A 13,200-nucleotide genomic window follows, 5' to 3' on the forward strand; every position below is an offset into this window, starting at 1 on the left:
GAGTGAAGTCCCCAGCGGTTAGAGAATGGATGTTAGACTCCAATAATTATGTATTAGATCATGATAGTTTAAATCGATTCGCAGGTACAAAGTTAAATGAAAACTACTTGCCAACAAATAAATAATTATTGGGAGGATTTATATTGGAACTCAACGATCAAGTGTATGACCGAATTGTGAGATTATGTAACAAAGGAGATGCTTTTGTTGAAAAAGGAAAAGATGATAAAGCAATAGAGAGCTATATAGCTGCTCTGGATTTGGTTCCGTTACCGAAGACCGATTGGGAAACAAGTACATGGATTTATACAGCATTAGGAGATACTTATTTTTTAAATTGTGAGTATGAGAAAGCAAAAAGTAATTTATATAATGCACGAAACTGTCCGGATGGTATTTCAAATCCATTTATTTTACTGAGGCTTGGAGAGAGTTTATTCGAGTGTGGGGAGCTTGATAAAGCTAAGGAGTATCTGTTAAGAGCTTACATTTTAGAAGGCTATAAACTCTTTTTTAATGAGGATGATAAGTATTTTGAATTGATTAAGGATATGATTTGAGGAGGATAAATATGGCCATTTTACAATCACCTATAAAAGAAGAATTCGAAAGTCTTTTGGAAAAAAGCAATGAACAATTTAATAATGGTAACTATAATCATTCTATTGTGTTATTAGAAGAGGCATGGGATATAATACCTGACCCTAAAGGTATTTATTGTGAAGAGAGTTACCATTTAGTTAAGGATATTATCTCCACTTGTTTTATGCTAAATGATTTAAAAAAAGCAAAAGAGTGGGCAGATAAAATATTTTTAACTGGATTTGCACGTATAGATTCCGGTGATAAGGAATTTATTGCAGGAAAAGTTTCTTTTGAATTAGGTGATTTAGAAACCGCAAAAGAATTTTTTAGTATTGCCAATAAAAAATCAGAAGGTAGATGTTTTGGGAATCCGAAGAATACTAAGTATCTTAAATTATTAAAAAGTTAAATGTTTAGCTGCGTAAAAGGGCAAGATTATGCAGGACATTTGGCAGGTGATAGATTTGAAGGTTCACCTGAAATTGAAAGTTTAGTTTCGCAATTAACTGATGTGAATTTGAAGAAATATAAATAAGTTGAAAATAAATGAGCTGCAGCTTTAAAAGAAAAATCACCAAAAGAAGTAACAGTTAAGGTTGATGTAATATACTTTGGGAATGATATGAGTCTATACAAATTTATAGTTACTTACAATATAGGTGGTAAGCCAGGTAATGCAAAATTTAAAATTTTATAAAAGGAGTGTAATGTAGTATGAAAGAGTTTGAAGATAGATTTAGTGAATTGCAAGCTGATATGATATCCATATGTATGGAATATGTTGAAGATAGAGCTGATAAAGTATATGTGTACGCTTCATGTGAAGAAGATATGATTTCTAGTAGTTTCTTTTATTTCATTAACAATAAGTATGTAGAGTGTCACAAGGTTAATGATGCATTGGAAAATGGAGAAAAAAGATATGATGTATCTCCAGAACAAATGTTTCAGGTTCTACAAATTATAAGTGAAGATATCGAAGGAATTGAAATGTTATGCAAAGAATACGAAAAAGATATGCCAACTGAGATGAAATTAATATACGATGCTAAGAGTGGTAAGTTTAAAGCTGAATATGAGTATGATTTAATCCATACAAATGATGATATAAAAACGGCGGATGATTTTGCTGATGAGTGGTTTGAGGAAGTGAAAAATAATAACCTTTAAAAAATCAAAATTAATAGATATATTTAAATTGAATTAATAACTCATGAAAGTTTGAGCATTCATTTGTAGAATAGCGATAATACCAAATTCCAGATAAAGTGCAATTGGTATCAACCACTTAGATGAAAATAAATTATGGGGAGATGGTATTAGATGAGTCATATAGAATGGGATAACCCAGATAAACTTGTTAGTCGGCATTATGTGCTAGAGGTAGCCCGAAAAATGGGCGTTCATTTTCCACAAGATTATATTGAATGTGTACTTGAAAATAATGGTGCAAGTGCAGAACCCGAAGCTTTTGATGTAAACGAAGTAGAGCGGGTATTTGGCTCGTTACTTTCTTATGATGAAAAACGCATAGAGAATATATTAAAGATTTATGAAAATTATAAAGGAACAATTCCTAATCAGGTTATTCCTTTTGCAATTGATCCTTCAGGAAATTTGATCTGTTTTGATTATAAAAATCATGAAGAAAATCCAATTGTCATCTATTGGGAGCATGAAGGCGCATGGGAGAAAAAAGTGTTAATAAAAAGTGAAGGGATTACAACAGAAGAAGCAGAGAAAGTTGCAAGGGAAAATGTATTTTTTGTTGCTAATACGTTCACAGAGTTCTTAAGTAAATTACATGATTAATAGAAAGTTAAAATGAAAGGGTTATTTCATAATTAATTAGAGGAATGGGGAAAAATGAATCAAAAAAACCTATTAAATTATTAAAAAACTGGTGCCTGTATTGTTTCAAAAAATATAATTAATAAAACAGGAAAATTGAAACGGATATTGAGAGAAAATTTAATAGAAGCAGCAGATGATGGTTGGAAATTATTTTCGAAAATTGATGATGATGATTATATTAATAATTCTGAAAATTTAGCGTTGTGTGATTTTAATGCCGTAGCAAATATTGAACTGGCCATTCTGGGAATATACGAGCTACCAATAGGTAGTGATTTACAATTAGTTTCTGAAAATGGAAAAATAAGATTTATTAATAATTTAACTGGTGAATAATTGAAATATTTAAAAAGAATTTAAGAAGCTGATTACACTATATCTAAAACAGTGTGCCTAATTTATTACTATTAGAACATAGAAAAATTGGAAAGGAGGATTAATATGGAAAGTCCAGGAGTTGTTTCTCTTTGGTTTGGAAATTGTACTAGCAAAATGGTGTTAAGAAAGTATGTAGAAATAAAATATGATAATGAGGGGAACAGAATCCCTTCGTGTTTTATGACTGATTTTCAAATAGATTTCATTGAGTATAACCAAGACTTATTAGAATGTACATATAATGAACATGTTACATCGTCTTTGTCTGAATTACTACAGAATGCTTCGTATTCTGAATTAATTATAAGTGAACTTATAGACTTTTATGGTGAAAATTTAGAAGAACAATACAATACTGTCATTAGGTTATATGATTTTGAGTATGAAGAACTTGTTGAAGAAGCAAAACTGGATAGTAGGAACTTTAAGTATATAGGGTCGGTAATTTATGAAGATTAGAAATTTAATGTAATGACCACGTATATATATTACACCGGATTAAATGTATTAAAGTATTTTTTGAAGTAAAGAAAAGCCTTTCTTTTCAAAAGACAAAAGGTGCTTTTTTACATAGGTAATTTTGGAGGTAGATAGGAATGGCTTATGTAACAGGTGAAAAAGGTATCTTTATACAAAAATTAATGGATAAGAGTAATGAAGAGTTTGATAAAGGGAATTTAGAAGAGTCTGTTTTTTTATTGGAGCAAGCATGGGGAGAGCTTCCAAATGATAAAATAACTTATGATGAAAGTTTTTTAATAATATGGGGTATTTTAGATATCTCGATTATATTAAGTGATGTTGAACGGATGAAAAAATGGGTTGATAAAATATTTGTCGCAGATCCTGAAAGAGGAGATACAGGCGAACGAGAATTTTGGGCTGGCAAGGTGGCTTATGAAGTAGGAGATTTCTCTAAAGCTAGAGGGTATTTAGAGATAGCTAATAAGAAATCTAGAGGTAGATGTTTTAGTATAGAGGATGGAGAGTATTTGATTTTTTTAAAGAGTTAATGAAATAATCTCCAATCGACTAAATTGAAGGATTTTAAAATGATATCGGGAGTTTCTAAGTTAGGAAGATGAAATATTAAAGGAGGTTTCACAGATCTTATAAACAATTTATTTATACCCTCGGCATAGTAGTCCTGCAAATACATATTCGGATATAAATTACTTTATTTTGACTGTATATACAGAATCTTCATATGAGGTAAAGAAAAAATAACAATATCTATTATTAATATTCTTGGCTTAGTTTGTTAGTAAACAACCAGATACAAAAGAATACATATAAAGTATAAATAGGGATGTAGTAAAAATGACAATGATACAATTTAATTCTTATCATCAAAAAGTAGAGATAAAGAGAAATTTAGAACTTATTAACTTAGAACATAAAAAAATTAGAGAGTATGTAAATTTTGATGTATGTTCTTTTGAGCAATTAGATGAATTTCAAGTAGGATACAGTATTGACACCGATGGAAACTCCCTTGTAACCGATGAGGAAGATACTTGGGACGCAAATTGGATTGTTATTGCATATGAAACGATGTGTGGAGATCCAATTATTATTGATTTAAGTGAGGAAAGATACCCTATATCTTCCATCATGCACGGAATGGACAGTTGGAGTGGTGGCGATTTTCTTGCAGATTCGATGGACTCATTTATTAATTTTATGAAAGATATAGGTGATTTTCTTACTGAGAAACAAGAAGGTAAAAGAATGATACAAACTAAAGAATTGGAAATATTGCTAAATGAGTTTTTGGAAAGAAATAAATTTACTGATTTTGAAATATGGCACTCTTTATTAAGTCCATTATTTGATATTGCAGAAGAATATGAGCAAACAATGGAGATAAAAGTAAAAAAGATGAAGGAAGAAGGAAAGAAAATAACGGAGATTGCTCACATGCTTAATATAAAACCTAAAGAAGTGTATGAGTATATTAAAAAAGTTTAATAGAAACTCTTCACTTTTAAGAGAATAATCAAGCACGATGAATGGAGCAATACAGGCAGAAAATGCTCGAATTTTTATAAAGCCGAAACAAAAAATCTGCTGAAGAAGAATCCATTTTGATCAATCTTTTTTTCAAAATGGATTCTTTTTATTTATTGTAAAACCTAGGATTAAGAGTTGTTTTTGATTAGACTTTAGGGCATTGGGTTTCGAGGCAGCTCTGCATGAGCAAAGATACTTACAAAAAATCAATGAAATTCAAATGAATATCCATAAGTGAATACAGTATGGAGAATGGGACTGAAGGACGAAGGACGCGGAAGGTGGATACAGGGATGAAGTATGGTGAAAATACTAAGTTAGTTGAGGAAGTTATCGAGTATATACAAAAAAGAAGCTTATTTGATAGGAATGATATAAAGTTACATGAATTATTACATGACATTGAAATGATTCATGATTTTGATAAAGCACAGGAATTGGCTTGGTCTCAAGATTTGGATGTTACCCAAATCGTTTGGGATGATATGAAATCGGATGAAAGTGCAAAATTATTAGAAGGAACTTATAACCCTAATATGGAATCAAAAAAAGAGATGTTATATGAAGTTTTTTCTGATAACTATAATTATTATCAGGCGTTTATTTCTATTGATCATATAAATATTCTTGAAGAAGTAGAAAGAGATCTTGAGATGTGTGCACTAAATCGTTTAGTAAATGGAAAAGTGGATAATTTTTATGAAAAGGTATTTAAGGTGTATAAAATGGGAGGATGGAAAGGTGAGTACATGAAAGGGAAAATGATTGTCTACTTACCAAATTAAAAATGAAGGCTTACATACCGACATACTTTATGAATTTCATGAACTCTATTGCGAAACGATTATAGAGAGAGGACAGGCGATACGTTTAAATATCTTGATAGTTTAGGAGGGATTATTAAATGATTAATTTATTTAATATTCCAGATTTGATAGAAAAGTCAGCAGCGAGTGATATTGAAATTCAAGCAGTAGAAAATCGCATGAATGTTACATTACCTAATGTATATAAGGAATTATTGAGATGTACAAATGGCTTTTCAATAGGTGGTGGGTTACTTATTTATGGTACGGAGCATATTGCAGAAAGGAACGAGGTTTGGGAAGTAGATGAGTATGCGAGGGGGTATGTCTCAATTGGTGATGACGGTGGGGGTAATGTATTTTTAATGGCTCAACATGCAGAGGAAAAAGAGGTGGTAGTAACTGATTCTGGGGACATGAATCCAAGCCATGCTACTGTAATTACCACTGATTTTAAAAAATGGGTAAATAGTGGTTGTGTAAGTGAAATAGAACAGAAAACGATACATAAGTCGTCTGATATTTGTAATATAGTGTTAGTGAAAACTCCTAGTGAAGGTTTGAAAGATGTAATAAGAATAAAGAACGTATTAGGGCTTGAGATTTCCGCAATTGATTTGCTAAAGGGTTCAAAAAATCTGCCTTATATATTAGTAGAGAGATTTCCATACGGGAAGGCGAAAAAACTCATTGAAAAATTAGCAATTGATAGTACTATACTGAGTATAGAAACTACTGGAAAAAACAGTTAATATCAGAGGGTAACTTTCATACGAATAGAGAAATCGATATGGATCCAAGGGAGTAAATAGGGAGAGTTAAAAATGATTATAAATGATGCAGTTTTTGGTGAGATTGAGTATACATATGGATGGGTTAAGGACATTAACGTTGAATTTTGTGGAAAAGAAGTTGAAATAGCATTGATAGTAAAAGGTGAAGAAGACGGTAAGTTTGATGAAGGACAATATACTGCTTATAATTCATTATTGCAAAATTGGGAACAATTGCAGCAAGTTTTTTTACAAGCAAGAGCGTCAACAATTAGGGTATGATATTGGATTTAATGAAAATTATCCGTATATCGAAACTATTGACCAATTACTTAGGAGAATCACTTTAGTTGGAATTGTAGTCCCATATGGAGATATTCATGAAGAGCGAGATATTGGGATAACTTTCGATTGTACGTGGGATACAGAGAATGGACTAGGAATACGTCTACTAAATGAAAAAGTAGCTGAAGTGGGGTATCAAGACGTTGCCATTTGAATTTTAATCTAAGGAGTGAAAAAGTAGTATGAAAGAATTTGAGGAAAAGTTTAGTGAATTGCAAGCTGATATGATATCTATATGCATGGAATATGTTGAAGATAGAGCGGATAAAGTGTACGTTTATGCTTCGCGTGAGGAAGGAATTATTTCGGGAAGTTTCTTTTATTGCATTAACAATAAGTATGTAGAACGTCATAAAGTAAATGATGCATTGGAAGATGAAGGCGGCAGATATGATGTGTCTATCAAAAGACAGTCTATGGCATTGCGCATTATATGTGAAGATATTGAGAAAATTGAAGAATTATGCAGAGGGTATGAGCGTGACATGCTAACTGAGATGAAATTGATATATGATGTTCAAAGTGGCAAGTTTAAAGCTCAATATAAGTATGATTTAGTATATACGAATGACGAAGTTAAAACAGCTAGCCATATTGCTGATGAGTGGTTTGATGAAGTGAAAAATAATAACCTTTAAAAGGGGTACAGTAATAGTTATATTTTAGTTAGATAGATAATGAATGGGAGGAGAAAATGGAGAAATCAGTATTAGAAAAAATAGAATTAATTAAGGATATTTTAGGTAATAATCCATTTTGTTTGCTTATTGGTGAAATTATAGAGGTAGAAAAAATTTTTGATGAAAAATTAGAAGAAGGCCCATTGAAAGATTATAATTTTATTATAAAAAAATATGAAAGGTTGAACGGTGGAGTAATTACTATATATGGTCATCTAAAACGCGAAAGTATTCAATTTTATACGGAGGACATGCCAGGTGGTGCTGATAAGTGGATTTGTATAGGGAAAATTGAAAGGTATCCATTGTTTATTAATAAGATGAATGGAGAAGTTTCTTGTTTGTATGGAGATTTAAGTAATCAAAATTTTATTATTGAATCATATGGTGATTTTAATAATTTCTTACAACATTTTTATGTAGGAAAAAAATATTGTGAATTAGGTAATAAGTTTGTTCAATTTAGAGGGATTAGTGAAACTGTTGGTAGTAAAGAGGATGATTGGTATCAGTTATTAGAAAGTAATAATTTATTATAATAGATTAATTGAACGTATTATGAACATAATGATGTGAAAATATGTGATAAATTATAATAACGATGTTGTAAAAAGGAGGAGAAGTAAATGGATTTTAATGAGAAAATCTCCATTTTATATAAAATGCGTTTTCTAGAGAATGAAGGGGATGATATTGAAGTTTTTGAGAGTATTCTCAATGAATTAGCGAATGAAGGGACAAATGATATAATTTCTGATCTTTGTATAATTTTTGAGGATGATATTGCTGAGCCATCAGCGGGTGACTACCTTATTGAAACGATTTTTTATATTGCTGAACATTCCGGGGTAGAGGAAGGGCTATACAAATTAGCTATTAGTATTCCTAAAATGTTACCTCATGCAGAATTCTGGGCGGAAAGAATTCATCGGACACTTTTACATTCAAAAGGTTTAGTCGTATCGTATATGAATGTTTTAGAAAATATAAATAGTTCAACAAAGCAAATAATTAAAGGAATTCTTCTTGAGATAAGAGAGGACGACCCAGATTTATATTTAGAACAAGTAAATTCAATCTTAGGGAAATTGTGATAAGGAGATACTATGGAAAAGATAAGTGATTTTATATGTTTCGAAAAGTCGTCACAAGAGATTGTTGAAAAGTATACAGGTAAAGTTCCTGAACAAATAATAGCTTTATGGAAACAATATGGATTTGGAAGTATGTTAAACGGATATTTAAGGTTGATAAATCCAGAAGAATACTTAGATATATTAAAGGAAAGTTATATCCGTTATGAAGAGGCTATCCCGGTTTTTACAACAGGTATGGGAGATATTCTTGTGTGGGAAAATAACTATTTATTATTACTTAAGTATCGAAAAGGTACGGTAGATGTAGCAGGTGGAAAATTTAAGTTTTTCTTTAAAAATACGAAAGATGACTATTTTTTAGAGAAAGTATTGGATTGGATGCCTTACAAACAGGCAATACACAGGTACGGAAGCCTTGAAATTGATGAATGTTTTGGTTACACACCGTTACTTCCATTAGGTGAATCAGAAAAAGTAGAAAACTTACAAAAGGTTAAACTTATCGAGCATGTTTATTTCATTACTCAATTTATAGGTCCAATAGAATAATGAACGAAGAAACTGGAGGCAAGATAAAGAGGCTTTCAGATTTATTATTTTGACAAAAGGATATTACTGTAAGGGAGTAAAGTAAATGAATGTAGAGAACGTGGAAAGTATTTATCAAAAAGTAGTTATGCAGTTAAACAGTATTATTCCAGAACCGTGGGAAAAAGTAATGGTATATTCAGAAGTTGATGAATATAGTGATTCGACGGTATTTTTCTACTATCCAAAAAATAAGCAGGAACCGATATACAGTTTAGATATTGAAGATATGGAAGGGATTGATGAAGATGAGACTGATCACCAATTAAATCTTCTTGACAGTATCTTTAGAGAGTTATGGGAAGAATTTAAAAGAAATAAGAAGGAACCATGGACTAATATAACATTTGAGTTATACTCTACTGGTAAGTTTGATGTTGAATTTGATTATACTTTATTAGAGGAAGAAAATAATTATAATTATTATGAGAGATTACTTATATGGAAGTATAAAAAGTTAAGAGTTTCTCCTGATGAAAAGAGAGAAAGTGATGTGAAACTAATTAGAGAATATATTCATACACAAAAATGATCTTTACTAGGGTTATAGATATAAGGTGTTTGAAAATAGATATCCTATGATAGCTGTCCTATCATAGGGTAGGTGTCTCATTTTTTACTGTATCGAATATCTCATCTCATACGTTTTTATACTTATTATCTATGGTTACACACAACTCATCGTTTACTCTTGCCAACAATCTATTTTCCTCAATGATTCTCACCGAATCATCTTTCATGTATAAATTAAATCGAGCACGTAATTCCTAGTTTGTTTCAGGAAATACGCTTCATTTCATAACAAGTCATTGGCAAATCCCAATAATCAAAATTCGGAAAATTAAAATAAAATGTTAAAGTATGTAATTATTTGTTTTATAATGGAATTGTGTTTTGGTAAGAATATTTTAAATGTTTGTAATCTAAATCAAACAGGAGGTTGTAAATATGGGGAGGAAATATGTAATTAGGATTCTAGCTTTACTCTCTGTCATATCTCTTTTCTTTAACTTAATGTTACCAAAGGCTAGCGCAGAAATTGAAAAGATTCCATCATTGAAAACAACAGCTACAAACAAAGCTGATGGCGGAAAAGAGATGCATGCAAAGGAGTCTATCACGATCCAAGACAAAGTAGAGTACACTAACTTAGTTGTTGGTAAAGAGTATACTGTAAAAGGTAAACTAATGAATAAAGTTATAAATAAGCCATTATTAATTGAAGGAAAAGAAGTAACAGCTGAGACTAAGTTTACAGCAAAAGAAACGAATGGTTTTGTAACATTAGACTTTCCTTTCGTTGGTGCAGAACAACAAGGAAGAGAAGTGGTAGTGTTTGAAGAACTATATGAAAATGGTGTTTTAGTGGCAACTCATGCTGACATTAATGATGTAGGGCAAACGGTTCGATTCGTAGAACCAACAATCAAAACAACAGCTACAAATAAAGCGGATGGTGGAAAAGAGATGCATGCAAAAGATTCCATCACGATTCAAGATAAAGTGGAATACAAAGATTTAATCGTAGGGAAAGAATATGTTGTAAAAGGTAAACTAATGAACAAAGTTACGAACAAACCATTATTAATAGATGGAAAGGAAGTAACAGCTGAGACTAAGTTTACAGCAAAAGAAAAGAACGGTTTTGTAACATTAGACTTTCCTTTCGTTGGTGCAGAGCAGCAAGGAAGAGAAGTGGTAGTATTTGAAGAGGTATATGAAGACGGTGTTTTAGTGGCAATTCAATCTGACATTAACGATGTGGGGCAAACGGTTCGATTTGTAGAACCAACAATTAAAACAACAGCAACAAACAAAGCAGACGGTGGAAAAGAGATGCATGCAAAAGATTCCATCACGATCCAAAATAAAGTGGAATATAAGGACTTGATCGTAGGAAAAGAATATGTTGTAAAAGGTAAATTAATGAACAAGGTTATGAACAAACCATTATTAATAGATGGAAAGGAAGTAACAGCTGAGACTAAGTTTACAGCAAAAGAAAAGAATGGTTTTGTAACACTAGACTTTCCTTTCGTTGGTGCAGAGCAGCAAGGAAGAGAAGTAGTAGTGTTTGAAGAGGTATATCAAGACGGTGTTTTAGTGGCAGTTCAATCTGACATTAACGATGTAGGGCAAACAGTTCGATTCGTAGAACCAACAATCAAAACAACAGCAACAAACAAAGCAGATGGTGGAAAAGAGATACATGCAAACGAATCTGTCACGATCCAAGATAAAGTGGAATACAAAGACTTAATCGTAGGAAAAGAATATGTAGCAAAAGGTAAACTAATGGATAAAGCAACAAAGAAACCTTTACTAGTTGACGGTAAAGAAGTAGCAGTAGAATCTAAATTTACTGCAAAAGAGAAGAATGGTTCTATCACACTTGATTTCACATTTAATGCTTCTAAACTACAAGGTAAAGAAGTAGTAGTATTTGAAAAACTATATCAAGATGATATCTTAGTAGCAATCAACGTTGACATTGAAGATGCGGACCATACAGTGAAGTTCAAAGTGGAAAAATTAGAAAAAACACAGCAGGAAAAGCCGCAATTAGAGCAACCTAAAACAGGAAAAACATCAAAAGCTGGAACATTACCAGCTACAGGTGGAAATATGTACTTTACGTGGTTCTCAGTCGGGGCCGGTCTTTTGTTATTAACTCTTGGAGCAATATTATTTATGAAACGTAGAAATGCATAATAATTAAATAGTCTTTTAGACAGAAGATATGGATAGGAAATATAGTCATAAAGAAAGGCTCTCTTTTGATTCGTTTTTTCAAAAGAGGGTCTTTTCCTAGTAACATACTGGTTGGTAAACAAAATGTTACTAAGGAATAGATGTATAGAACTAGATACAAGTAATAGTTGAGGAAAAAATATTGTTATTTTACTAATGGGCTTGATGTATGATTACAAAAATTAATGAAAAATGGCGTTGAAGCAGCATTTGACTTTAATCGAGAGAATACTTGTAAATAAAATAGAATTCAGCCTTTTTTCCAGTATAAGGGGGGATAGTTTGTGGGAAAAGATGAAATTGCAAACTTATTAGACAGTATGTTAGATAAAGAATTAGAGGATTTAGATTCCCCTTCAGATAATGATTGGAGGGAACTGGAGAAAAAATTTGGATGTCAATTTCCTAAAGAATTTAAATGCTTTATTGAACTAATGTCTGAATATGTATTTCCAGGGGATATTTTAAATGTTTCTAGTGGTAAGACGAACGGAAATGATACTATTGAATTTATTTATGATTATGAAATGAAAGAAGGTTTTTGGAAAAACGAACTAATCCCTTTTTATAGTATAGGTAATGGAGATTACTTTTGTCTTCATTCAAAAGAGAGCCAGCAAACGGGAGTTTACTTTTATTTTCATGAAGAACATGGTGTAACTAAGGAAGCCGATAATTTTGAAGAATGGTTAAATCAATTACCAATCTATTTGAATTAATAGCAAAAGATAGACTCGTATTCTAAAAGTTAATTCTTTTATTAAACTATGAATTTTTTGAAACGCTTTAATAAACTATACTCAAAGTATGGAGGGGAATAAATGTCATTAGAAAAAAAGATATCTATTTTAAAAAGAATACGTTTTCTGGAGCATGAAGATGATAGCATTGAGCTATTTGAAGAAATCTTAAATGAAATATTGCAAAAGGCAGATAATAAAGTAATTATTGATCTATGCAGTGTATTTCATGATGAAATAGATGAACCTTCGATTGTTGGTGATTTAATTGAATCGATTTTTTATATAATCGAAAAAAATGGAGTTGAAGATGGTTTAAGTAAAGTTATTGAAGGGATAAGTATTGTTTTGCCACAAGCTAAATATTGTGCTAAAAGGTTCTATAGAAGTCTTCTAGCTTCAGATGATTTTATTATTCCATTTATTAATGTATTGAAGAAGGTTAAAACTACAAATAAAGAAGGCGTTATTAAAATTTTGAAAGAAATAAGTGAGAAACAACCACAACAATATTTTGAAAAAGTTGATTTGATTTGTAAAGAGGTTATTTAATACTTTAATTATAAAATAACTCTAAAGTTTGCGTGTAG

At 31.1% G+C, this 13,200-nt stretch carries 19 protein-coding genes and 1 pseudogene; all 20 read left to right on the forward strand.

From position 1 onward, the window contains the following. The first annotated feature begins 2 nt into the window (after positions 1 to 2). The gene (locus tag QCI44_RS11605) at positions 3 to 125 is read left to right on the forward strand and encodes a hypothetical protein (protein WP_255290093.1); all 123 of its coding nucleotides are present in this window, start codon (positions 3 to 5) and stop codon (positions 123 to 125) included. An 18-nt stretch (positions 126 to 143) separates the two neighbouring features. Continuing rightward, positions 144 to 560 carry a tetratricopeptide repeat protein gene (locus tag QCI44_RS11610; protein ID WP_000422370.1) on the forward strand — a complete coding sequence of 139 codons (417 nt, stop codon included), beginning with the start codon at positions 144 to 146 and terminating at the stop codon, positions 558 to 560. An 11-nt stretch (positions 561 to 571) separates the two neighbouring features. Beyond that, positions 572 to 994 carry a hypothetical protein gene (locus QCI44_RS11615; protein ID WP_000996346.1) on the forward strand — a complete coding sequence of 141 codons (423 nt, stop codon included), beginning with the start codon at positions 572 to 574 and terminating at the stop codon, positions 992 to 994. 305 nt (positions 995 to 1,299) lie between these two features. After that, positions 1,300 to 1,755: an immunity protein YezG family protein gene (locus QCI44_RS11620; RefSeq protein ID WP_098413140.1), complete on the forward strand. Its 456-nt coding sequence runs from the start codon at positions 1,300 to 1,302 to the stop codon at positions 1,753 to 1,755. Between the two features lie 153 nt (positions 1,756 to 1,908). After that, a complete protein-coding gene (locus QCI44_RS11625) occupies positions 1,909 to 2,397 on the forward strand; it encodes an SMI1/KNR4 family protein (RefSeq protein WP_016087121.1) in 489 nt (162 codons plus the stop codon). A gap of 147 nt (positions 2,398 to 2,544) precedes the next feature. Beyond that, complete coding sequence (locus QCI44_RS11630) at positions 2,545 to 2,775, forward strand: immunity protein Imm33 domain-containing protein (protein WP_483299558.1); 231 nt, start codon at positions 2,545 to 2,547, stop codon at positions 2,773 to 2,775. Positions 2,776 to 2,880: 105 nt separating this feature from the next. Beyond that, positions 2,881 to 3,276, forward strand: coding sequence for an immunity 22 family protein (locus QCI44_RS11635; protein ID WP_000445625.1), 396 nt, complete (start codon positions 2,881 to 2,883; stop codon positions 3,274 to 3,276). A 137-nt stretch (positions 3,277 to 3,413) separates the two neighbouring features. Continuing rightward, positions 3,414 to 3,830, forward strand: coding sequence for a hypothetical protein (locus tag QCI44_RS11640; protein ID WP_098560913.1), 417 nt, complete (start codon positions 3,414 to 3,416; stop codon positions 3,828 to 3,830). 307 nt (positions 3,831 to 4,137) lie between these two features. Next, positions 4,138 to 4,788 carry an SMI1/KNR4 family protein gene (locus QCI44_RS11645; RefSeq protein WP_353811137.1) on the forward strand — a complete coding sequence of 217 codons (651 nt, stop codon included), beginning with the start codon at positions 4,138 to 4,140 and terminating at the stop codon, positions 4,786 to 4,788. A 335-nt stretch (positions 4,789 to 5,123) separates the two neighbouring features. Then, positions 5,124 to 5,615 (forward strand): cytoplasmic protein, encoded by a 492-nt coding sequence (locus QCI44_RS11650; RefSeq protein ID WP_098986840.1) that lies wholly within the window; start codon positions 5,124 to 5,126, stop codon positions 5,613 to 5,615. Between the two features lie 119 nt (positions 5,616 to 5,734). Next, positions 5,735 to 6,388 (forward strand): SMI1/KNR4 family protein, encoded by a 654-nt coding sequence (locus QCI44_RS11655; RefSeq protein ID WP_353811138.1) that lies wholly within the window; start codon positions 5,735 to 5,737, stop codon positions 6,386 to 6,388. A gap of 72 nt (positions 6,389 to 6,460) precedes the next feature. Continuing rightward, positions 6,461 to 6,908, forward strand: a pseudogene (locus QCI44_RS11660) (DUF2004 domain-containing protein). 28 nt (positions 6,909 to 6,936) lie between these two features. After that, a complete protein-coding gene (locus QCI44_RS11665; protein ID WP_353811139.1) occupies positions 6,937 to 7,392 on the forward strand; it encodes an immunity protein YezG family protein in 456 nt (151 codons plus the stop codon). Positions 7,393 to 7,448: 56 nt separating this feature from the next. Next, positions 7,449 to 7,973, forward strand: coding sequence for a hypothetical protein (locus QCI44_RS11670; protein WP_016087128.1), 525 nt, complete (start codon positions 7,449 to 7,451; stop codon positions 7,971 to 7,973). A gap of 87 nt (positions 7,974 to 8,060) precedes the next feature. Then, on the forward strand, positions 8,061 to 8,528 hold the full coding sequence (locus QCI44_RS11675) for an Imm30 family immunity protein (protein WP_016087129.1): 468 nt from the start codon (positions 8,061 to 8,063) through the stop codon (positions 8,526 to 8,528). Positions 8,529 to 8,540: 12 nt separating this feature from the next. Continuing rightward, positions 8,541 to 9,080: a T6SS immunity protein Tdi1 domain-containing protein gene (locus QCI44_RS11680; RefSeq protein WP_241950175.1), complete on the forward strand. Its 540-nt coding sequence runs from the start codon at positions 8,541 to 8,543 to the stop codon at positions 9,078 to 9,080. An 85-nt stretch (positions 9,081 to 9,165) separates the two neighbouring features. Then, positions 9,166 to 9,651: an immunity protein YezG family protein gene (locus QCI44_RS11685; protein WP_098560911.1), complete on the forward strand. Its 486-nt coding sequence runs from the start codon at positions 9,166 to 9,168 to the stop codon at positions 9,649 to 9,651. 416 nt (positions 9,652 to 10,067) lie between these two features. Then, on the forward strand, positions 10,068 to 11,831 hold the full coding sequence (locus tag QCI44_RS11690) for a VaFE repeat-containing surface-anchored protein (protein WP_353811140.1): 1,764 nt from the start codon (positions 10,068 to 10,070) through the stop codon (positions 11,829 to 11,831). 323 nt (positions 11,832 to 12,154) lie between these two features. Continuing rightward, on the forward strand, positions 12,155 to 12,589 hold the full coding sequence (locus tag QCI44_RS11695; RefSeq protein ID WP_016087134.1) for an SMI1/KNR4 family protein: 435 nt from the start codon (positions 12,155 to 12,157) through the stop codon (positions 12,587 to 12,589). Between the two features lie 102 nt (positions 12,590 to 12,691). Continuing rightward, the gene (locus QCI44_RS11700; RefSeq protein ID WP_098560909.1) at positions 12,692 to 13,162 is read left to right on the forward strand and encodes an Imm30 family immunity protein; all 471 of its coding nucleotides are present in this window, start codon (positions 12,692 to 12,694) and stop codon (positions 13,160 to 13,162) included. Positions 13,163 to 13,200: the final 38 nt, after the last annotated feature.

Origin of the sequence: Bacillus cereus group sp. RP37 (assembly GCF_040459695.1) — a bacterium.
GTDB lineage: Bacteria > Bacillota > Bacilli > Bacillales > Bacillaceae_G > Bacillus_A.

Excerpts from the sequence above, each read along its gene's own strand:
- QCI44_RS11645 (WP_353811137.1), top strand. The coding sequence starts at position 4,138 with ATGACAATGATACAATTTAATTCTTATCATCAAAAAGTAGAGATAAAG.
- QCI44_RS11675 (WP_016087129.1), top strand. The coding sequence starts at position 8,061 with ATGGATTTTAATGAGAAAATCTCCATTTTATATAAAATGCGTTTTCTA.
- QCI44_RS11620 (WP_098413140.1), top strand. The coding sequence starts at position 1,300 with ATGAAAGAGTTTGAAGATAGATTTAGTGAATTGCAAGCTGATATGATA.
- QCI44_RS11635 (WP_000445625.1), top strand. The coding sequence starts at position 2,881 with ATGGAAAGTCCAGGAGTTGTTTCTCTTTGGTTTGGAAATTGTACTAGC.
- QCI44_RS11625 (WP_016087121.1), top strand. The coding sequence starts at position 1,909 with ATGAGTCATATAGAATGGGATAACCCAGATAAACTTGTTAGTCGGCAT.
- QCI44_RS11700 (WP_098560909.1), top strand. The coding sequence starts at position 12,692 with ATGTCATTAGAAAAAAAGATATCTATTTTAAAAAGAATACGTTTTCTG.
- QCI44_RS11665 (WP_353811139.1), top strand. The coding sequence starts at position 6,937 with ATGAAAGAATTTGAGGAAAAGTTTAGTGAATTGCAAGCTGATATGATA.
- QCI44_RS11650 (WP_098986840.1), top strand. The coding sequence starts at position 5,124 with ATGAAGTATGGTGAAAATACTAAGTTAGTTGAGGAAGTTATCGAGTAT.
- QCI44_RS11680 (WP_241950175.1), top strand. The coding sequence starts at position 8,541 with ATGGAAAAGATAAGTGATTTTATATGTTTCGAAAAGTCGTCACAAGAG.
- QCI44_RS11655 (WP_353811138.1), top strand. The coding sequence starts at position 5,735 with ATGATTAATTTATTTAATATTCCAGATTTGATAGAAAAGTCAGCAGCG.
- QCI44_RS11685 (WP_098560911.1), top strand. The coding sequence starts at position 9,166 with ATGAATGTAGAGAACGTGGAAAGTATTTATCAAAAAGTAGTTATGCAG.
- QCI44_RS11670 (WP_016087128.1), top strand. The coding sequence starts at position 7,449 with ATGGAGAAATCAGTATTAGAAAAAATAGAATTAATTAAGGATATTTTA.
- QCI44_RS11615 (WP_000996346.1), top strand. The coding sequence starts at position 572 with ATGGCCATTTTACAATCACCTATAAAAGAAGAATTCGAAAGTCTTTTG.
- QCI44_RS11690 (WP_353811140.1), top strand. The coding sequence starts at position 10,068 with ATGGGGAGGAAATATGTAATTAGGATTCTAGCTTTACTCTCTGTCATA.
- QCI44_RS11640 (WP_098560913.1), top strand. The coding sequence starts at position 3,414 with ATGGCTTATGTAACAGGTGAAAAAGGTATCTTTATACAAAAATTAATG.